This window comes from Brevundimonas sp. GW821-FHT10A07 (assembly GCF_059415785.1).
Genome location: NZ_JBWKNX010000022.1, coordinates 17,032 through 36,198 on the forward strand (window position 1 = coordinate 17,032; position 19,167 = coordinate 36,198).

At 67.4% G+C, this 19,167-nt stretch carries 16 protein-coding genes; 10 read left to right on the top strand and 6 right to left on the bottom strand.

Translation table 11 applies throughout. From position 1 onward, the window contains the following. The first annotated feature begins 23 nt into the window (after positions 1-23). The 5 genes from AC07NC_RS15685 to AC07NC_RS15705 all read left to right on the top strand — a co-directional run bounded on the left by AC07NC_RS15685 (position 24) and on the right by AC07NC_RS15705 (position 7,640). The gene (locus AC07NC_RS15685) at positions 24-1,964 is read left to right on the top strand and encodes a methyl-accepting chemotaxis protein (RefSeq protein ID WP_494570076.1); all 1,941 of its coding nucleotides are present in this window, start codon (positions 24-26) and stop codon (positions 1,962-1,964) included. Between the two features lie 239 nt (positions 1,965-2,203). Continuing rightward, positions 2,204-4,696, top strand: a complete 2,493-nt coding sequence (locus AC07NC_RS15690; RefSeq protein ID WP_494570077.1) for a TonB-dependent receptor plug domain-containing protein — start codon at positions 2,204-2,206, stop codon at positions 4,694-4,696. A 279-nt stretch (positions 4,697-4,975) separates the two neighbouring features. Further along, positions 4,976-5,689, top strand: coding sequence for a 2,3-diphosphoglycerate-dependent phosphoglycerate mutase (gpmA, locus tag AC07NC_RS15695; protein ID WP_008260311.1), 714 nt, complete (start codon positions 4,976-4,978; stop codon positions 5,687-5,689). Further along, the gene (locus AC07NC_RS15700; RefSeq protein WP_035307921.1) at positions 5,686-6,315 is read left to right on the top strand and encodes a bifunctional diaminohydroxyphosphoribosylaminopyrimidine deaminase/5-amino-6-(5-phosphoribosylamino)uracil reductase RibD; all 630 of its coding nucleotides are present in this window, start codon (positions 5,686-5,688) and stop codon (positions 6,313-6,315) included. The genes gpmA and AC07NC_RS15700 overlap by 4 nt, the downstream gene beginning before the upstream one ends. A gap of 53 nt (positions 6,316-6,368) precedes the next feature. Further along, positions 6,369-7,640 (top strand): pentapeptide repeat-containing protein, encoded by a 1,272-nt coding sequence (locus AC07NC_RS15705; RefSeq protein ID WP_492072719.1) that lies wholly within the window; start codon positions 6,369-6,371, stop codon positions 7,638-7,640. A 4-nt stretch (positions 7,641-7,644) separates the two neighbouring features. On the opposite strand, the gene metK is transcribed toward AC07NC_RS15705, so the two are convergent. Further along, a complete protein-coding gene (gene metK, locus AC07NC_RS15710; RefSeq protein ID WP_494570078.1) occupies positions 7,645-8,850 on the bottom strand; it encodes a methionine adenosyltransferase in 1,206 nt (401 codons plus the stop codon). 145 nt (positions 8,851-8,995) lie between these two features. On the opposite strand from metK, the gene AC07NC_RS15715 reads away from it, so the two are divergent. From AC07NC_RS15715 to AC07NC_RS15730, 4 genes are read left to right on the top strand one after another with little or no spacing between them, the layout of a single operon-like run. Beyond that, a complete protein-coding gene (locus AC07NC_RS15715) occupies positions 8,996-9,442 on the top strand; it encodes a helix-turn-helix domain-containing protein (protein ID WP_292147236.1) in 447 nt (148 codons plus the stop codon). A 28-nt stretch (positions 9,443-9,470) separates the two neighbouring features. Further along, entirely contained in the window at positions 9,471-9,812 is a 342-nt protein-coding gene (locus AC07NC_RS15720; RefSeq protein WP_494570079.1) for a hypothetical protein, read from the top strand. A gap of 14 nt (positions 9,813-9,826) precedes the next feature. Further along, positions 9,827-10,276, top strand: coding sequence for a hypothetical protein (locus tag AC07NC_RS15725; RefSeq protein WP_494570080.1), 450 nt, complete (start codon positions 9,827-9,829; stop codon positions 10,274-10,276). Between the two features lie 21 nt (positions 10,277-10,297). After that, positions 10,298-10,657, top strand: coding sequence for a hypothetical protein (locus AC07NC_RS15730; RefSeq protein ID WP_372705332.1), 360 nt, complete (start codon positions 10,298-10,300; stop codon positions 10,655-10,657). A gap of 4 nt (positions 10,658-10,661) precedes the next feature. Here the strand turns inward: AC07NC_RS15730 and AC07NC_RS15735 are convergent, their stop codons facing one another. Further along, positions 10,662-11,015 carry a helix-turn-helix domain-containing protein gene (locus tag AC07NC_RS15735; RefSeq protein ID WP_008262454.1) on the bottom strand — a complete coding sequence of 118 codons (354 nt, stop codon included), beginning with the start codon at positions 11,013-11,015 and terminating at the stop codon, positions 10,662-10,664. 401 nt (positions 11,016-11,416) lie between these two features. On the opposite strand from AC07NC_RS15735, the gene AC07NC_RS15740 reads away from it, so the two are divergent. After that, positions 11,417-12,943 carry a tyrosine-type recombinase/integrase gene (locus AC07NC_RS15740; protein ID WP_494570081.1) on the top strand — a complete coding sequence of 509 codons (1,527 nt, stop codon included), beginning with the start codon at positions 11,417-11,419 and terminating at the stop codon, positions 12,941-12,943. Between the two features lie 58 nt (positions 12,944-13,001). On the opposite strand, the gene AC07NC_RS15745 is transcribed toward AC07NC_RS15740, so the two are convergent. From AC07NC_RS15745 to AC07NC_RS15760, 4 genes are all read right to left on the bottom strand, one after another. Beyond that, complete coding sequence (locus tag AC07NC_RS15745; protein ID WP_494570082.1) at positions 13,002-14,216, bottom strand: MFS transporter; 1,215 nt, start codon at positions 14,214-14,216, stop codon at positions 13,002-13,004. 50 nt (positions 14,217-14,266) lie between these two features. Then, positions 14,267-14,893 carry a methyltransferase family protein gene (locus AC07NC_RS15750; RefSeq protein ID WP_494570083.1) on the bottom strand — a complete coding sequence of 209 codons (627 nt, stop codon included), beginning with the start codon at positions 14,891-14,893 and terminating at the stop codon, positions 14,267-14,269. 175 nt (positions 14,894-15,068) lie between these two features. After that, positions 15,069-18,116, bottom strand: a complete 3,048-nt coding sequence (locus AC07NC_RS15755) for an efflux RND transporter permease subunit (protein WP_494570084.1) — start codon at positions 18,114-18,116, stop codon at positions 15,069-15,071. Next, positions 18,113-19,153, bottom strand: a complete 1,041-nt coding sequence (locus tag AC07NC_RS15760) for an efflux RND transporter periplasmic adaptor subunit (protein ID WP_494570085.1) — start codon at positions 19,151-19,153, stop codon at positions 18,113-18,115. The genes AC07NC_RS15755 and AC07NC_RS15760 overlap by 4 nt, the downstream gene beginning before the upstream one ends. Positions 19,154-19,167: the final 14 nt, after the last annotated feature.

The following is a 19,167-nucleotide window of genomic DNA, read 5'->3' on the forward strand; positions in this document are numbered from 1 at the left end:
CCCAAAGCCGCCGAGATGATCGCATGAACCCGAAGAACATCCCGATGCAGCGGAAACTGGCGATCGCCTTCGCCCTTCTGCTGACCGTAGCGGCCGCCATGATCGGGGCGGTCTTTTTCCAGCTGTCGGAGATGAAGACAGCGGCCGAACTGAACGCCGAGAGCAAGTCGATCATCGACCACACCCATGTGGCCGAGAAGGGCGTCATTCGCCTGAACTCACAGATGCGCGGCGTGCTGTTGACCGGAAACGCCGATTATCTCGAAGTCTACCGCAAGGGCTGGGAACAGTTCGAATCCTCGGTCGCCGCTCTGGGCGCCGCCAACCTGACGCCGGAAGAGCAGGCGCTGGTCGAGAAGGCCAAGACCGACGCGGCCGCCTGGCGCACCGAGTTCGGCACGCCGCTGACCGAGGCGGCGCTGGACCCTTCGCGTATCGAGGCCGCGCGCCGCGTGGTGATCGATTCCGGCGATCGGGTGCGCGTCACCCACATCACCAAGGCCGTCACCGAAATCCGCGATATGGAGATCGAGCGGATGAACGTGCGCGACGCCGAACAGGCGTCGGCGATCACCGCCTCCTTCATCGCCCTGGCGGTCGGGGGGCTGATCCTGGTCGCCGCCGCCGTCTTCCTGGGCGTGCAACTGTCCATCCTGATGGTCGCGCCCGTCCGCCGCATGACCGGCGCCATGTCGGTCATGGCCAACGGCAAGCTGGACGTCGCCATCCCCGACACCGACCGCAAGGACGAGGTCGGCGCCATGGCCCAGGCCATGCAGATCTTCCGCGACAACAGCCTGCGCGCCAAGGCGCTGGAGCTCGAAACGGAAACCATGCGCGACGAGTCGGAAGTCGAGCGTCGGCGCCGCGAAGCCGCCGCCGCGCAGGAAGCGGCCGAGAATGCGGTCGTGATCGAAAGCCTGGGCAAGGGGCTGTCCGCCCTGGCGGACGGCGATCTGGTCTATCGCATCGACGCGCCCTTCCCGGCGCGCAGCGAAGTCCTGAAAACCGATTTCAACCGTTCGATCTCCCGTCTGGAAGAGACGGTCACCGGCGTACTCGGCTCGGTCCGCGGCATCGACTCCGGCGCCGGCGAGATCAGCCAGGCCTCCGACGACCTGTCGCGCCGCACCGAACAACAGGCCGCCAGCCTAGAGGAAACCGCCGCGGCCCTGGACGAGATCACGGTCACGGTCCGCAAGACCGCCGAGGGCGCCACCCAGGCCGCCACGGTCACCAGCGGCGCCCGCCAGAGCGCCGAGGCCTCGGGTGCGGTCGTGATGAACGCCGTCCAGGCCATGCAGAAGATCGAGGACGGCTCACGCCAGATCAGCCAGATCGTCGGCGTGATCGATGAGATCGCCTTCCAGACCAACCTGCTGGCCCTGAACGCCGGGGTCGAGGCGGCGCGGGCCGGCGAGAGCGGACGCGGCTTCGCGGTGGTCGCCTCTGAAGTGCGGGCCCTGGCCCAGCGCTCGGCCGAGGCGGCCAAGGAGATCAAGACCCTGATCAACAGTTCGGGCGCCGAGGTCGAGAACGGCGTGCGCCTGGTCAGCGAGGCCGGTTCGGCCCTGCAGGCCATCGCGTCCCAGGTCAACGACATCAGCAATCTGGTGGTCGAGATCGCCGCCTCCGCCAAGGAGCAGGCGACCGGCCTTCACGAGATCAATGTCGCCGTCAACCAGATGGACCAGGTCACTCAGCAGAATGCTGCGATGGTCGAACAGGCGACGGCGGCCAGCAACGCCCTGCGCCAGGAGACCGCCGAACTGTCGGCCCAGGTGTCCTTCTTCCAGGTCTCGGGCGGAAAGCCGGTCTCAGCCGCGCCCGCAGCCCCGTCCGCGCGCTCTGCGCCCCGCCCATCCCCTCGCCCGGCCCCGCGTGCGGAACAGCGCGTGGTCAAGGTCGCCAACGGCCGCGATATGACGGTCGGTTCGAACGACGACGGCTGGGAAGAATTCTGATCAGAAGGGGGCGGGACCAAGGTTCGGCCCCGCCCTGTCATCGGACGTGCAAGACCCGAGGCCAACCCTGTTGAACGCGCCGTCGATCCGTTTCCGTCGCACAAGTTCAGGCTGTGTGGAGTGCATGCAACGCTTTCCAAAACGTCATGAATTCCGCCGCTTTCCAGCCATGTTTTTCACGCCCAAAGGGCCTGAAATCTACATTCTGGAACACGGTTTTTATGACTCCGACCGCGCTCATGCTGCTCGCACTCGCTCCGACCGCCAGCGCCGCCGATATCCAGCCTTTGCAGCAGGAAGAGGTGACGACGGTCCTGCCCGACATCGAGGTGACGGCCGCCAAGCGCGGCGTGGCCCTGGGCGGGCAGGAACCGATCGTCTCGTATGACGCCGCCCAGATCCAGGCCTTCGGCGCCACCAATATCGGCGAACTGGTGACCCTGCTGGAGGCCCAGACCCGCAGCGCGCGCGGCGGGTCCCCGGTCTTCCTGGTCAACGGCCGTCGCATCTCCGGCTTCCGTGAAATCCGCGGCATTCCGCCCGAGGCCATCGAGCGGTTCGACGTCCTGCCGGAAGAGACGGCCCTGTCCTACGGCTACAGCGCCAACCAGCGCGTCGTGAACATCGTGCTGAAGGCCGACTTCCGCTCGCTGACCGCCTCGGTCAACGTCAGCCGGTCGGACCAGGGCGGCCGGACGACGACGGCCAGCGAGAACAACCTTCTCAAGATCGCCGGGGCCGACCGCTGGTCGCTGGACATCAACGGCGAGAGCAGCAACGCCCTGTACGAGACCGAACGCAATATCGACCGCACCGACTCGAACAGGGTCGACTCGGCGGGCGACAACGGCGAGCGGAACGCCTATCGCACCCTGCTGCCGCGCGCGGCCGAGGCGTCGGTCGCGGGGACCTACAAGCACGACCTGAACGACAAGGTCGGCATGACCCTGAGCGGCAGCCTGGAGGACAGCAGCAGCCGCAGCTACTCGGGTCTGCCCGGCTTCAGTCTGAGCCTGCCGGCCGGCAATCCCTGGTCGCCCGGCGGGGCGGCGGCCGATCTGTATCGCTACGTCGGCCTGCCGGACGCCCTGCAGCGCCAGACCAATACGCGCGCTGCGGAACTGGGCACGGTGTTCGACGGCTACCTCGGGGACTGGCGCTGGACCGCCACGGGCGAATACAGCCGCACAGAGACGGACACCACCACCGGACGCGGCGTCAGCGCCGCCGCCCTGCAGGCCGCGATCACGGCGGGCGACACGACCGTGAACCCGTTCGGCGACCTGACCGACGCGGTGACGACGTCCGCCCGCGACACCGCCAATTCGATCTCCCAGTCGGCGGAAGCCGAACTGGTGCTGAACGGCACGGCCTGGGAACTGCCGGCCGGTGGCGTCACCACGACCTTCAAGGTCGGAGGCGAACATCAGTCCCTGGATTCCGAAAGCGTCCGTTCGGGCGTGACGACCGACCGGTCCCAGTCGCGCGACCTGGGCAGCCTGCAGGCCAATTTCGATCTTCCGATCTCCAGCGTCGATCGCGGCGTCCTGCCCAGGATCGGCGATCTGTCGGCCAATATGAACCTGGCCTATCAGGAACTGTCGGACTTCGGCGGCGTCTCGACGCTGGGCGGTGGTCTGAACTGGTCGCCGGTCGCCCGACTGTCCCTGTCGGCCAACTATTCGGACGAGGACAAGGCGCCGACAATCCAGCAACTGAACGATCCCACCATCTCGACGCCGAACACCGCCGTCTTCGACTATTCGACCGGCCAGACCGTCCAGGTCGTCCAGATCACCGGCGGCGATCCGAACCTGAAGGCGGAGAACCGTCGAATCCTGAAGCTGGGCGTCAACTGGCAACCGCTTTCGGCCACCGATCTGCGCCTGAACCTCGCCTATACCCGCACCGAGGTCGAGGATGAGATTTCCGGCTTCCCCGCCATCACCCCCGACCTCGAAGCCGCCCTGCCGGAGAGGTTCACCCGCGCCGACGACGGCACGCTTCAGTCCATCGACGCCCGTCCGCTGAACTTCGCCAGCCGCGAGCAGCAGGACGTCCAGTGGGGCTTCAACTTCTCCAAGCCCTTCGGCAAGCCCAATCCGGCCATGATGGGGCAGAGGCCGGGCGGCCCGGGCGGCCGGCCCCCCGGGGGAACGATCCGTATGGGCGGCGGGCCGGGCGGTCCAGGCGGTCCTGGCGGCGGGCGGCTGCGCGGCTCCGCCGCCCCCGGCATGCAACCCGGCCAGGGCATGTTCAACTTCTCCCTGACGCACACCTGGCGCGTCCAGGACGAGGTGGTGATCCGCGACGGCCTGGCGCCCCTGAACCTGCTGGACGGGGATTCCATCTCCGGCTCGGGCGGCCAGTCGCGTCACGAGGTCCAGGTGCAGACCGGCCTGTTCAAGAACGGCTTCGGCGCCTTCGTCAACGCCAACTGGCGGTCGGGCACGACGGTCGAGGGCGACACCGCGGGTTCGGCCGATCTGGACTTCTCGGACCGCACGACGGTCAACCTGTTCGCCTTCGCCGATCTGACCCAGCGCACCGCCTGGGTCGAACGTTTTCCCTTCCTTAAGGGATCACGTGTCGGTCTGGGGGTGCAGAATATCTTCGACGACCGAACGTCCGTCACCAGCAGCGACGGGGCGACGCCGGTCAATTATCAGCGCGACTACCTGGACCCGCAGGGGCGGGTGTTCCGGATTAACCTGCGCAAGATCCTGTACTGATCCGAGGGGCAGGGCGGGGCTCGCGCCGTTCCGCCCTGTCGGCCCTCCGACCTGTCAGGGCCAGACCACCGCCAGGGCGATCAGGGCGGCGATGGCGACGAAGGCCAGGGGAAAGAACAGACGGTCGGACATGGCGACAGCCTAGCGGCCGCCCCGGGCCGCCACAAGCCGAGCGCGCGTCGGCTGGGCTGTGCGTTGCAACACGGCGGGGCGCGCAAGCCTTGACCGGCTCATGACTGCGGCTTACCCGGACAGACTGTTTTGCCGAGGACTGATCGAATGCCGCGCCTGATCCTGCTCCGCCATGGCCAGAGCCAGTGGAACCTTGAAAACCGTTTCACCGGCTGGGTCGATGTCGATCTGACGGCGGAAGGCGAGGCCCAGGCGCGTCGCGGCGGCGAACTGATCGCCGAGGCCGGGTTCACCCCTGCGGTCATGTTCACCTCGGTCCTGACGCGCGCCAAGCGCACCGGCGCCCTGGCCCTGCAGTCGGCTGGGCTGACCGATATCCCGGTGATCGAGGACTGGCGCCTGAACGAGCGCCACTACGGCGGTCTGACCGGGCTGAACAAGGCCGAGACGGCCGAGAAGCACGGCGAGGATCAGGTCAAGATCTGGCGCCGCAGCTATGACGTGCCGCCGCCCCCGCTGGCGCCGGGCGGCGAATTCGATTTCAACGCCGACCCGCGCTACGCCGACAAGCCCATCCCGGACACCGAAAGCCTGAAGACCACGCTGGAGCGGGTCGAACCCTATTGGAACGCCGAGATCGCCCCGCGCCTGAAGGCGGGCGAGGACGTGCTGATCGCCGCCCACGGCAACTCCCTGCGGGCCATCGTCAAACTCCTGTTCGCCGTGCCGGACGACAAGATCGTGGGCGTGGAGATCCCGACGGGCAATCCGCTGGAGATCGATCTGGACGCCGATCTGAAGCCGACCGCGGCCCGCTATCTCGACGCCGCCCGCGCCGAAGAGCTGCCGACCGTCGCATGAGCTGGACCGACGCCGACCGCGCCTTCATGGCCCAGGCCATCGATCTGGCCACCGCCCGCATGGGCGAGACCTGGCCGAATCCGGCCGTGGGCTGCGTCATCGTCAAGGACGGTCGGATCATCGCCCAGGCGGCCACGGCCCCGGGCGGGCGTCCCCATGCCGAGGAACAGGCCGTGCCGGCCGCCGGGGCCGAGATCGAAGGCGCGACCGTCTATGTCACGCTGGAGCCCTGTGGCGCCCGGTCGTCGGGCCGCCAGTCCTGCGCCCATTTCCTGACCGAGGCGGGGGTGGAGCGGGTCGTCATCGCCTGTCTGGACCCCTCGCCCTTCGCCGCCGGGCGCGGCACCGAACGTCTGCGCGCGAAGGGTCTGACGGTCGAGACCGGCCTGATGTGCGACGAGGGCGCGACCCTGTGCGAGGGCTTCCTGCACCGGTTGGAGACAGGGCGCCCCATGGTGCGGATCAGCACGGACGGCGTGGGCTTTGACGGTCGGTTCGTCGCTGCGGCCAAGGCCGATCTGGTGACCGAACTGAAGCGGCTGGGCGAGGCGGGCTACACCCGCCTTTGGACCTCTGCGGGGGATCTGGCCGACGCCCTTCGCGAACAGGGCCTGCTGACCGAGTGACAACCGCCTGTTGCGCAAGGCTTTCTTAAGCCGGTTGCGGTTAATCTGGCTGAATGGTCCAGGCTGCTGAACCCCTTGTACGCAAGCGCCTCACCCAGGCGGAGCTGGACCTCGTCTGCGCCCGGCACGACCGTCTGTTCCAGGCCCGCCCCGGCGGCGCCCGCGCGGTCTTCGCCTGGCTCGACATCTCCTTTCTGAGCCTGAAGGGGCGCAACCTGGCCGACGCCGACTTCGCCGCCGCCTGTCTTGAGGGGTGCGACCTGACCGGGGCCAAGCTGGACAACGCCATCTTCTTCGGCGCGGACATGCAGGACGCCGTCCTGGCTGACGCCAGCCTGCGTCGCGCTGACCTGCGCGGCGCCTGTCTGCGCGGGGCCGACCTGTCCGGCGCGGACCTGTTCGAGGCCGACCTGCGCGAGGGCACCATCGCCGCCGCCGACGCCAAACTGGGCTTCAAGGTGATCGAGCCGCGCCAGCGCGAGGAGACCGAGGCGACGGGCGCCTGTCTGGCCGGCGCCAACCTGCAACGCTCCAAGATGTCGGGCGTCATCGCCATCAAGGCCGACTTCTCCGGCGCGGTGATGAAGGACTGCAAGATGGTCCGCGCCAACCTGAAACAGGCCGATTTCCGCGGCGCCGACCTGGCGGGCGCAGACCTCTCGGGCGCCAATCTGTCGGGCGCCGACATGCGCGACGCCATTCTGGTGGGCTGCAAGATGACCATGTGGTGCGCCGACGGCGCCAATATGGAAGGCGCCCTGACGGACAAGAGCACGGTCGGCGAGTCCGTGGCCCGGATGCCGGCGGCCGAAATGCTGCGCGAACACGCCCGCTGGTGCGAAACGGGCGGAAGCGAGGGCCAGCCCTCGGTGTTCGACGGCGTGGACCTGCGACCGCTGAAGTCGATCACCGGCCTGAACCTGACCGCCCTCTCGGCCAAGGGCGCGATCTTCTACGGGCTGGATATGGAGGGGGTGCAACTGCAGGGCGCGCATCTGGAGAACGCCGACCTGCGTTCGGCCAACCTCCATCGCGCCGACCTGCGCGGCGCGCGCCTGAAGAACGCCAAGCTGAACGGCGCCGATCTGCGCGGCGCCCAACTCGGTCCCCTGCTGATCGCGGCCGACCGGTTGCTGTCGGCGGACCTGACCGGGGCGGTGCTGAGGGGGGCGGACCTGTCGGGCGCGGATCTGCGCCGGGCCGTCATGACCGGCGCGGACCTCGGCCGGGCGATCCTGCACGGCGCCCAGACCCGTCAGCTGGACCTTACGGGCGCCAATCTGACGGGCGTTCGCGGCCTGACCCTGGACGATCAGGCCGCCTGAGCGATCAGGCCAGCGCCTTCAACTGCTCGACCAGATCGGTCTTTTCCCAGCTGAAACCGCCGTCGGCGTCCGGCTCGCGGCCGAAATGGCCGTAGGCGGCGGTGCGGGCGTAGATGGGCTTGTTCAGCCCCAGATGGCTGCGGATGGCGCGCGGGGTCGCCCCGCCGATCAGGCCCAGCAGCTTCTCTTCCAGCAGGGTCTCGGAAATCTTGCCGGTGCCGTGCAGATCGACGTGGATCGACTGGGGCTTGGCCACGCCGATGGCGTAGGAGATCTGGATGGTGCAGCGGTCGGCCAGGCCGGCGGCGACCACGTTCTTGGCCAGGTAGCGGCAGGCGTAGGCGGCCGAGCGGTCCACCTTGGTCGGATCCTTGCCCGAGAAGGCGCCGCCGCCGTGGGGCGCCGCGCCGCCGTAGGTGTCGACGATGATCTTGCGGCCGGTCACGCCGGCGTCGCCGTCCGGCCCGCCGATCTCGAAGATGCCGGTCGGGTTGATGTGCCAGACGGTGTTCTCGTCGGTGAAGCCCTCGGGCAGGACTTCCAGGATATAGGGTTTGACGATCTCGGCGACCTGTTCCGAACTCAGCCCCTTGGCGTGCTGGGTCGACAGGACGATGGAGGTGGCGCGGACCGGCTTGCCGTCCACGTACTGGATGGTCACCTGGCTCTTGGCGTCAGGTTCCAGTTGCGAACCGCCGGCGTGGCGCACCTCCGCCAGACGCTTCAGGATGTTGTGGCTGTATTGGAGGGTGGCCGGCATCAGTTCCGGCGTCTCGTTCGAGGCGTAGCCGAACATGATGCCCTGGTCGCCGGCGCCCTCGTCCTTTTCATTGGTCGAGTCGACGCCGACGGCGATGTCGGCCGACTGGGCGTGCAGGTGGCAGGCGTATTCCGCGGTTTCCCAGTGGAAGCCGTCCTGCTCGTAGCCGATGTCCTTGACCGCGGCGCGGACCAGAGGCTCCAGGCTGTCGATGATGGACTGGGTGAAGGCTTCGTTCTGTTCCCTGGTGTTGCCCGGCTGGGTCGCGCGGACCTCGCCGGCCAGGACGATCCGCTGGGTCGTAACCAGGGTCTCGCAGGCCACGCGGGCCTCGGGATCCTTCGACAGGAAGGCGTCGACGACAGTATCCGAGATACGGTCGGCGACCTTGTCGGGGTGGCCCTCGGAGACGCTTTCCGAGGTGAAGAGGAAGGAAGAACGAGCGGCCAAAAGAGGCTCCTGTCAATGTCAGCCCGGCAAACATATAAAGACATGCTTATATGTTCAAGTGATCTTCCCGTCTTTGGTTCGCAGGAACCACGCCGTGTCTGGTCGTGCCGGTGAAATCCGCTATGACGAGGCGGGGAGCGCGTGAATGCCTGAAAGCCTGTCGCCAAGAGAGATCGAGTGCGTTCGCCTGGCCGGCCTGGGCCTCGAGGACAAGGAGATCGCTGCGCGATTGGGCATTTCCCCCCGCACGGTCGGCAATCACCTGCATCGCGCCTACGTCAAACTGAAGGTCTCGGACCGCAGACTGGCGGCCCGGCGGCTGAGTAACGGCTACTCAGGGGAGCCGATACTCATTCCCGAACCGGCGGAAGACGGGCTTGGTGATGCGGCGTCGGCCGGACAATCGGACGACGACGGCCCGCTCGTTCGGTCCGCCTGGTCCTTGCCGGCTCCGCCTCGCGGCGTCGGCGCACGACTGGCGGTCATCGTGGCGGGGGCCGCCGTCGCCCTCTTGCTCGCCATCGGGATCGTGACGGCAGGCATGGTGGTTCCCTCCCTGTTCGACCGTATCGCTCCCGAATGGGCCCGCTGACGCGGGGATCCTTTTGGAGGACGGCAGAATGCGAAACATGAACGTCGGGGTGAAAGTCGCTCGCCAGGTCAGGACCGCCGAACACGCGATCGACCAGGCCATGATCGAGGTCTGCAAGCTGATCCAGACCGCGCTCGAGGGGCGGCTCGAGGCGCGTCTGGCGGCCGAGGTCGGTCAGGCGGCGCTGGAGGACATCGTGACCGGTCTGAACCGGCTCACGACGGTTCGTGCGGCGGTCGCCGCCGGCCACGCGGGGCTGTCGATCGTGGCGGACGACCACGCGATCGGTTGGCGTCTGGACGGCATGGGCGAGGACAAGGGCAAAGCCCTGGCGTCTGCGTCGTCCGGCGTGTTGCACCTGGCCGCCTGATCGGTTCTGACGGAATGCCTTCGCCGCTCTGGATCTTCGGCACGGCCCTGACCATTCTGGCGCTCGGGCTGCTCATCTGGAAGGGGGGGCGCCCCGAACGGGAGGCCGCCGCAGGGCTTTTCGTCGTGCAACTGGTTTCCGGCTGGGTTGACCACCTCGTCATCGGTCAGTTCCGATGGGCGGTGGCCGTCGTTTCCGTCAGTCTTCTGGTCTGGTTCGTCCGACTCAGCCTTCGCTACGACCGCTGGTGGCTGCTGTTCGCGGCTGGCGCCCAGCTTCTCGCGCTCGGCACTCACGTCGCATCTCTGTTCGGATCCGACGTTCTCACCTGGTCGATCGTGACGACGCGGATGGTGGTCTGGGTGGAGATCATGATCCTCGGTCTGATCGGCGTCTGGGAAGCGACCTCGGCCCCCTACGCCAGACCTCAAACATCCCTCAGCGCCAAGTCGCGCATCGCCTGAAATCTACAAGGACATCACAGCGTGAACACCCAACCTCTGAAGACCTTCATGCCGCTTTTCCGGTCATGGTTCGACACGACCCGACTGGCCGACAAACTCGGCGGAGCGGGACTCTCGGGCAGCGAGGACAATCTGCTGGCCGACCTGGATCTCGGGCCGATGGTCGAGGCGGAGACCAGCCTGCTCAACCACCAGCCCGCGAACGCTGCGGAGGCCGCCTGTCTGCTTGAGGTCGTGCGTCAGAACATCGCCGATGCCGGACGTTCGGACGGTCTCGATCTTCGTGCGATCGTCGCGGTCCAGACCTGGCTCGCCGATGCTTCGGCCGGCGCGCGGGGCGGCGAACCGGTGGAGCGGGTGTTGAGACAGACTCAGGTCTGACGGATCAGTCGCGCAGGCCCTTGGCCACGACCAGGAGGGCGTCGCGCTTTTCAGCGTCCCGGATGCTGCGGAAGGCGGACAACAGTTCCGCCACGCCCGGCGCGGCCAGAGCCAGTTCATCGCCCTCGGCCGTCTCGAGTTCGCCCAGCAGAGCCGCGCCCGTGGACTTCAGCACCGCTGCGATCTGCAGCAGGCGTGCGGCCGAGACGCGGTTGACGCCCCGCTCATACTTTTGAATTTGCTGGAAAGTCACGCCGGCGCCGGCGGCCAGTTGCGCCTGGGTGATGCGGAGTTCCTCGCGACGGGCGCGAATGCGGGCGCCGATTGCGATGTCTACTGGGTCGACTGCGTCGTTCATCTTGGCCTTCGGGCGTGCGAGAATACCTGCGTCAGGCCTGAAAATGACAAGGGCGTCAAGCCAAAGCTCGACGATACGGGAATCCTACGTACCGCGAATAGGTAAATATTCAACTTGAAGGAGAGGTTGTGAGCGAATCCTTCGCAACTGAAACGAAAGTAACCAAGACTGTTCCAGTCGATACTGGAGTCTCAAGCGCGCCTCATTTGAAGCGCCTCAAAGGCAATTTCAGGACATTTCATGGCTGTGCATAACTCGATATGTCTCAGAAAAATGATGATTTAATTTTTCAGCGTTTTTCTTGCTTTTTCGCGAAATTCTGCATCGTCTGCCCCACTGGTGCCCCAGAAAATGCTAGTCTGGGCGGCGTTTGATTTGCAGCGCAGGCGCGAGGAGAGCGCGTGGTGGCCCGCCTTCAACTTAGCACGGACCGCCAGATCGCGGCCCTGAAACCCGCTGACAAGGTCTATGAGATGTCCGTCGGCGACAGTCGCGGGCTAGGGGTTCGTGTCTTTCCTGGCGGGCTGAAGCAGTTCGAATTCCGCTATGTCGCCACCAACGGTACGCGGCGGCGTCTCTGCCTCGGAGCCTATCCGGATCTGTCGCTCTCCAAGGCCCGATCGAAGGCCGCCGCTTTGCGGATCGCGGTAGTCGATGGCGGCGATCCTGTCGCCGAGACGACCGCGGCCCGCGAGCGGGCGCGAACAGGCGAAACCCTCGATGAGCTGGCCGAGGCCTATTGGCAGGCGGCGACGGTGGGGCTTCACGGGGGGCGTCGCCGGCCCAAGCGAGACGTCACCCTCAACAACGAGCGCCAGACCTGGCGCAACCACATTCAGCCGCGTTTGGGGTCACGACCGTTCACGGAGATCCGGCGCGCGGACGTCAAGATATTCATGCGGACCCTGGTGACCGAGACCGGCATGGCCGCCGCCAGCGTGGCGTCGATCGGCTCCCTGCTTCATGCGGTTCTGGGCTTCGCGGTGCTCGAAGAGCGGATCGAGGCCAATCCCGCGCTCGGTCTGGCCCGGCCGCTCGCGCTGACTCCTCGTGAACGCATGTTTGACGACGCGGCCCTCAGAACCCTCTGGGACGCGGCGTCGGAGGCCTCGGTGCCACGCGCTCCGGGAGAAAAGACGGCCGGAGTCCATGCTCGCCTGGAACCGGTGATGGGACTGGCGATCCAGCTGTTGATGCTGACCCTGACCCGCCGCACCGAGGTCGCCGGAGCCCTCAAGACCGAGTTCGACCGCGCCGGGAAAATCTGGACGATCCCGTCCGAGCGGGCCAAGGCCAGACACCAGCATGTCGTACCCCTCGGGGCCGATGCACTCGAGATCCTGGAGGTGGCCTGGGCGCTTGATCCGGGCAGTCCCTACCTCTTCCCGTCCGAGAGATCTCCCGGCCAACACCTGGATCCGCACGCGATAACCCGCGCTTTCGCGCGGACCTGTACACGCAGAAAACTGGCGGTGGGCTCACCCCATGACATCAGGCGGTCCGGCGCGACGACGCTCACGGGGCGCTACGGCGTCAGCCGCTTCGTGGTCGGGCTGGTGCTCGGACATACGCCCAACGAAGGGGCGGCGGTCACGAGTGTCTATGACCGCCACACCTATGTGCCGGAAAAGCGCGCAGCCCTGGAGTTGTGGGCAAGCCACCTCGTCAGGCCCGGGAAAGCCGTCGTGCCAACGCGCGAGGCTTTGTCGGTCGGGGCCAATACGCATGTCGACGAAGCCAAGGCGAGGGCATTGGCCCTGTGTCAGAAGGGAGAACTGCATGAGGCGGTGCTGTCAATCTGCATGGAGCTGTCGAGCCATCCGGACACCGCCAGTCCGCATCTGGCCATCCTCGGCAAGGTCGGACTTGAACTCGCGGCGGCGGGTTCACACGATCAGGTGGCGGGCTGGATCGGCGGGTTCCGTTAAGGGTTCGGAGAGGTCCGGATCAAGCCAGGTGACATGCGACCGCCGTCGATGAAACCTTTCATGGGGTCGCGTTCCGCCTGCCTGGATGGCGCAGGGTCATAGACACAAGCCAGATGGTCGCCAGCAGGGCGAACACGGCACCGGCGATGAATGTCGCCTCTGGGCCCATCCGGGACCAGAGCAGGCCGGCGACGACGCTGGCGGCCAGCAAGGTCGCGCCGCTGGCGAGGTTGAACAGGCCAAAGGCAGTACCCCTCAGGTGCGACGGAGCCGTATCGGCGACCAGGGCCGCGAGCAATCCCTGGGTCAGCCCCATATGCAGCCCCCACAGGGCGACCCCGAGCAACACGCCGGGAACCGTCGCCACAAGGGCGAGGACGACGTCGGCGGCGATCAGCACCGCCAGGCCCAGGACAAGAAGCCAGCGCCGATCCATTCGGTCAGAGAGGCTGCCCGCGGGGGCGGCAACGGCGGAATAGACCAGGTTCATCACCACCATCACCACGGGTACGAGAGCGATGGCGAGGCCCACGTCCTGCGCTCGCAATACCAGAAACGCCTCGCTGAACCGCGCCATGGTGAACACCGCGCCCAGCGCTATCACGGCCCAGAAGCCGCCGCCCATCGCAAGTACGTCGCCCCACCGGATCGGCAAGCGAGGACGGCGAACCCCTTCGACGGGGCGTGGCTCCCTGACCGCGAAAACCAACACCAGCACCGCCAAAACCGCAGGAACCACGGCCCAGGCGAACACGGCCCGGATATTCCCCGCGAGCACCACCATCAACGCCATCGCGACAAGCGGTCCGGCGAAGGCGCCGATGGTGTCCAGCGACTGGCGCAGACCGAAGGCGGCGCCGCGGATCGGGGGTGGTGCGATGTCAGCAACCAGGGCATCGCGGGGGGCGCCTCGAAGGCCCTTGCCGATCCGGTCCGCGAACCGGGCCCCGAACACCTCCCACGGGGTCACCGCGATCGGAAACACCGGCTTGGTCAGCGCGCCCAGGCCATAGCCGGCCACCGCCAGCCATTTGCGGTGGCCAAGCCGGTCGCTGAGCCAGCCGGAGAAGACCTTGGTGATCGAGGCCGTGGCCTCGGCGACGCCTTCGAGCAAACCTACCAGCGCGACGCTCGCGCCGAGCCCCGTTACCAGAAAGACCGGCAGCAGGGCGTGAATCATCTCCGAGGAGATATCCATGAACATGGACACGAAGCCGATGGCCCAGACGCTCCGGGGCACCGCTTTCAGGCCGGTCCTGAGAGGCGCGCTCATCCCGCGAGTCTAGCCCGGACGGACAGCGCGGCGGCTCTGCCGGCGCGCGGTCACGGCAGGGACAGGACGACCCGAAGCCATCCGATGTCCTGGAAGTATTCGAGCGACTCGAACAGCGGATAGGCGAAGGCCATCACGGCGCCGTCCCGCAGGGTGCGCAGGAAGAACACCGGGCGGATCTCCAGGGTCTCGGAATCTCGCCATTTGGAGGGATCGGGCCAGAAGCGCGGCGTGCGCGCCATGTAGGCGGCATAGGCGGCGCCGAACGCCTCGCTCAGCCACGCTTCCTCGCGCTTCACCGTTGCGCGGAAGACGAGCGCCGCGATCAGCAGGAACAGCAGCGCAATCGTCAGGCTGCCGGTCAGGGCGCCCATACCGAACGCGCCCATGAAGCTGAAGACATAAAGCGGATTGCGAGAGATGGAATAGGGACCGCGATCCACGATCTCGGCGGTCTTGCGCCCGCCGATATAGAGGGAGCACCAGGCCCGCCCGATGATGCAGACCGCGATCAGCGCAAGCCCGCCCATTTCGAGCAGTTCGGAAAACAGGCCTTCGCCCCCGAACGACCGGGAAACCGCCGCCAGCGCCAGGACGGCGAGGATGCCGACGAGCAAGGCTACCTTGCGCAGCCGCTGGATCTTCTGAAGTCCGGCTGTCGAAATTTGTCCGGTCATGTCGAAACGCTCATTGGGTAAGAGGAAGGAAAACGGCCGACGGTCGGCATTGCGACGGGATGACCGCCGACGGGGGAATGCGGCGTCGAAGCCGCCGATCCGGGCGACGGCGCTCTCTGCGCCTCTACCGGGAGGTTCTGGCGTGACGGCCGCGTGTCGGTCCAGGAGGGAGCGGTCACGGACGACGTTCCCGAACAGGAGTGGACAGACGCGCCAGCAGCGTGGGGGTGAAGATCAGGATCAGGGGCACGCCCGCCAGCAGGCCGGTGATGATCGCGATAGCCAGGGGCTTCTGCATCGCCGAGCCCTCCCCGAGGCCCAGCGCGAGAGGTGCCAGGGCCAGTATGGCGATCAAGGCCGACATCAGGATCGGCCGCAGGCGGGCCCGGCCCGCGGCGATGAGCGTGTCAGGATGCGGCCGTCCGCCGGTCGGCAGTTCCGCCAGGTAGAAGACGCCCAGCTCGGCGACGATGCCGATCACCATGGTCAGTCCCATCATCGCCGAAATGTTCAGCTCAGTGCCCGTGACCCAAAGGCCGAGAAAGACGCTGGAGGCGGCAAGGACCAGGGTGGCGATGATGCTGCCGACAGCGGCCCAGCTTCGGAACAGATAGAGGAACAGCAGGCCGACCAGCAGCAGAGCCGAGACGAAGACGACGGCGAGGTCCCGGAATGATTTCTGCTGTTCGGCGTAGAGCCCGCCGTATTCGACCCGAACCCCCGCCGGCAGGTTGAGCCGCGACACCGTCTGCGACACCTCGCGCATGGCCGAGCCCAGGTCGCGGCCTTCGAGACGCGCGGTGACGGCCACAAGAGGCTGCAGGTTTTCGCGGGTGATCTGCGGTTGGCCCGGGGCGATCGACAGGGTCGCGATACGCTTCAGCGGCAGGGCGTGGCCGTCGGGTGCCCGCAGCGGGAGGTCTTCAAGGGTGCGCACCCGGTCGCGTAGCGAGCCTTCGGTCCACACCCGGACTCCGACCAGCTTGTCTCCCTCCTGGATGTGGCCGATGACCGACCCGCCGGTCAGCATGTCCAGCTGACGGGTGATGGCCTCCGGGTCGAGCCCTTCGAGGGCCGCAGCCGGTCGGTTGACGGTGATGACGATGGCGTCGCCGGCGACCCGCAGCCCGCCATCGACCTCGATCACCCCGCGAATTTTTCCGATGGCATCGACGACCAGGGGGGAGGCGGCCTTCAAGGCGGCCTCGTCCGACCCCAGCAGTTTGACCTCGATGGGTTGCGGCACCGCGGTAAGGTCGCCGATCAGGTCCTCCATCAACTGGGCGGTGGAGATGGTCAGACCGGGGACGGTCGCTTCGATGCGCCGACGGACGTCCGCGGTGACCGCTTCGATCGGCCGTCGTCCCTTGGCCTTCAGGCGCACAAAAAAGTCGCCCTCATTCGCTTCGGACAGGCCGCCGCCGAGTTGCAGGCCTGTCCGGCGCGAATAGCTTTCGACATCGGCGGTGTTCTGCAAGATGACCTCGACCTGCCTCAGCAGTCGGTCGGTCTCGGCCAGGGAGGTGCCCGGCGCGGCGTAGTAGTCGAGGATGAACCCGCCCTCATCCATCTTCGGCATGAAGCCGGATCCGACGCGGGAATAGGCGAAGCCGCCAACGACCAGCATGATCATGCCGACGATCAGGGCGATCCGCCCCGGTGCCTTGAGAACGCGGCGCATCAGCGTCTCGTAGCGCCCGCCGAAGCGATCGAGGATCGCTCCACTCTTTTCCGCCTGCTGCACATCGCGGTCCCGGACCCAGCGGTCGGCCAGAAGCGGGGCGACGAACAGGGCGAACAGGAGCGAGATCGCCAGTGCGGCGGACATGGTGATCGCCAGGGCCTTGAAGAAGCCGCCCGTGACGCCGCCGAGGAAGGCGAGGGGAGCGAAAACAAGGACCGTCGCCAGGCTCGATCCGATCAGGGGGCGGATCATCTCCGAGGCCGCCTCGAGGACGCTGCCGCCGGCGTCGGAGCCGCGATGGCGCTCCTGCAGCCGTCGCATCAGATGCTCGAGCATGACGACCGCATCATCAACGACGAGGCCGACGGCCGCTGCCATCCCGCCCAGGGTCATCATGTTGAAACTCATGCCCATCAGGCCGAGCACGACGGTCGTGGCGGCCAGCGTCGCGGGCAACAGCAGGGCGACGATCAACATGAATCGCAGACTGCGCAGGAAGATGAAGAGCACGATCCCGGCCAGCAGCGCACCCAGGAGAATAGCGTCCCGCACGCTTCCGGCGGCGGCGGTCACCAACTGCGACTGATCGTAATAGGTGACGATCTGGACGTCCGGCGGGGTCTGTGACGCGAACTCCGCGAGGCGCCTGCGCACCTCCTTGACGAGGGCGACGCTATTGGCATCCGGCGTCTGGCGGATATTGAGCAGGACGGCGTCCCGGCCCTGCGAGGTCACCCGGGTCCATTGCGGCGTCTGACGGGTCACGACCTGGGCAATGTCGTCCAGTTCGACGACCCCGCGCGTTCCGGTCTGGACGACGGTGCGGCGAATGTCGTCGATGCCTGTCAGACGATTGTCAGCCAGAACCAGATAGAGCCGATAGCGATCTTCCAGCCGACCCGTGGCCACCACCACATTGTTGGACGACAGGGTGCGAGCGAGATCCTCGATCGACAGGCCGAGCGCCTGGAGCCGGGCCGGATCGGCGAGCACCTGATACTCCTTCTCCTGACCACCGAGGACAGTGACGCTGGCCACGCCGGGCACGGAGGACAGCAGGGGTGCCAGCTGGAGGTGCCCGAAATCGCGCAGTGCGATCGGATCGCGGCTCGGTGACACCAGGGCCAGACCCAGCACCGGAAACACGGTGGGGTCCATGCGTCGAACCTCGAAGCGCGTGCCGGCGGGAAGGTCCGGGACCACGGCGTTCACGGCGGATTCCGCCTGCAGGGTAGCGGCGACCATGTCGGCGCCCCAGGCGAAATTGACCGACAGCTCCGCCGATCCGCGACTGCTGGTGGAGCGAACGCCGACGACGCCCGGCACGGTGCGTAGGGCCTGCTCGACCGGACGGGTCACCTGATTGACCATCTGGTCGACGGGACGGTCACCGGCGTCGAGGGCGACGACGACCCGCGGGAAGTCAATGTGCGGGAACAGGCTGACGGGCAGTCGCAAGGCCGAGACGGACCCCGACAGCGCCAGCAGCACAAAGGCGAGAAGAATGAAGCGGACCTGGCCGCTCAGCCAGCGGCTCATCGCGTCGCCGCCGGAGCCGTGGACGGGGCGGGACCTTCCCGTGTCTTCATCCCGTCCGACAGGGCCGGACCGCCCTCTATGACGACGCGATCACCCGCCCGCACGCCGCGGGTGAGTTGCACCACATCGGCCTCTTCCAGACCGATCGTGACGGGCCGACGCGCGGCGATGTTGCGGTTGACGACGAACACATACGGCTGGTCCCCGTCGTAGAGAACCGCCGCCCGCGGGGCGACGATGGCGTCGGGCAGGGTGCTGACAACGATCTCTCCCTTGAGCGATTCACCCGGGAGAACCGGGCTGCCCGGCGGCAGGGAGACGATGACGGCGGCCAGGCGTGTGGCCGGCTCCACCCGACGGTCCACGGAGGCGACGCGAGCCTGGACCGCGGCCCCGTCGTCATGCAGGCCGGTCAGGCGGATCGCCGCGCCGGAACGAATTCTCTGGGCGTCCTCGACCTCGACCCCGAGACGGGCGTTCAGGAGATGGGTTGAGCCGAGACTGGCCACCGCCCCGCCGGCACCGACGAGCGCGCCGGGGCTGGTGGGCAGGCTGTTGATGACGCCGCTGACTGGCGCGCGGAGCGTGATCCGGCCCCCACCAGTCAGGCGGCGCAGGTTGGCGCTGGCTTCCCGGGCGGTGGCCGCGGCGGCGGCGGCCACTGTGACTTCGGCGTCCGCGGCGAGCCCGTCGGCGCGAAGCCGCTGAAGCCGCGCGTGTTCGGCGCTCGTCACGCTGGCCTCGCGGGCGAGCCGATCGAGATCGAGACGGGTCGTCGGGCTGGCGGTCAGGGTCACGATCGGCTGACCGGCCTGCACGGCCTCACCGACAGTGACGTGGATCTGGGCCACCTGGGCCTCGAAGGTCGCCGTCAGGGTCCGGATGGCCGCGGGATCGAACTCCACCTGGCCGTAGGCCGTGACGGTCTCGTCCAGCATCCGGGTGACGACGGCCGCGGTGCGCACGGCCGCGACGGGCGTCGCGGCCGTGTCCGCCGGTTTTGAACATCCGGCCAGCGCCAGTGTCAGTGCCGCCACTCCCACCGTGATCC

Bases quoted from the DNA above. Each gene is read 5' to 3' on its own strand.
- AC07NC_RS15685 (WP_494570076.1), top strand. From the start codon at position 24: ATGAACCCGAAGAACATCCCGATGCAGCGGAAACTGGCGATCGCCTTC.
- AC07NC_RS15690 (WP_494570077.1), top strand. From the start codon at position 2,204: ATGCTGCTCGCACTCGCTCCGACCGCCAGCGCCGCCGATATCCAGCCT.
- gpmA (WP_008260311.1), top strand. From the start codon at position 4,976: ATGCCGCGCCTGATCCTGCTCCGCCATGGCCAGAGCCAGTGGAACCTT.
- AC07NC_RS15700 (WP_035307921.1), top strand. From the start codon at position 5,686: ATGAGCTGGACCGACGCCGACCGCGCCTTCATGGCCCAGGCCATCGAT.
- AC07NC_RS15705 (WP_492072719.1), top strand. From the start codon at position 6,369: ATGGTCCAGGCTGCTGAACCCCTTGTACGCAAGCGCCTCACCCAGGCG.
- AC07NC_RS15715 (WP_292147236.1), top strand. From the start codon at position 8,996: ATGCCTGAAAGCCTGTCGCCAAGAGAGATCGAGTGCGTTCGCCTGGCC.
- AC07NC_RS15720 (WP_494570079.1), top strand. From the start codon at position 9,471: ATGCGAAACATGAACGTCGGGGTGAAAGTCGCTCGCCAGGTCAGGACC.
- AC07NC_RS15725 (WP_494570080.1), top strand. From the start codon at position 9,827: ATGCCTTCGCCGCTCTGGATCTTCGGCACGGCCCTGACCATTCTGGCG.
- AC07NC_RS15735 (WP_008262454.1), bottom strand. From the start codon at position 11,015: ATGAACGACGCAGTCGACCCAGTAGACATCGCAATCGGCGCCCGCATT.
- AC07NC_RS15745 (WP_494570082.1), bottom strand. From the start codon at position 14,216: ATGAGCGCGCCTCTCAGGACCGGCCTGAAAGCGGTGCCCCGGAGCGTC.
- AC07NC_RS15750 (WP_494570083.1), bottom strand. From the start codon at position 14,893: ATGACCGGACAAATTTCGACAGCCGGACTTCAGAAGATCCAGCGGCTG.
- AC07NC_RS15755 (WP_494570084.1), bottom strand. From the start codon at position 18,116: ATGAGCCGCTGGCTGAGCGGCCAGGTCCGCTTCATTCTTCTCGCCTTT.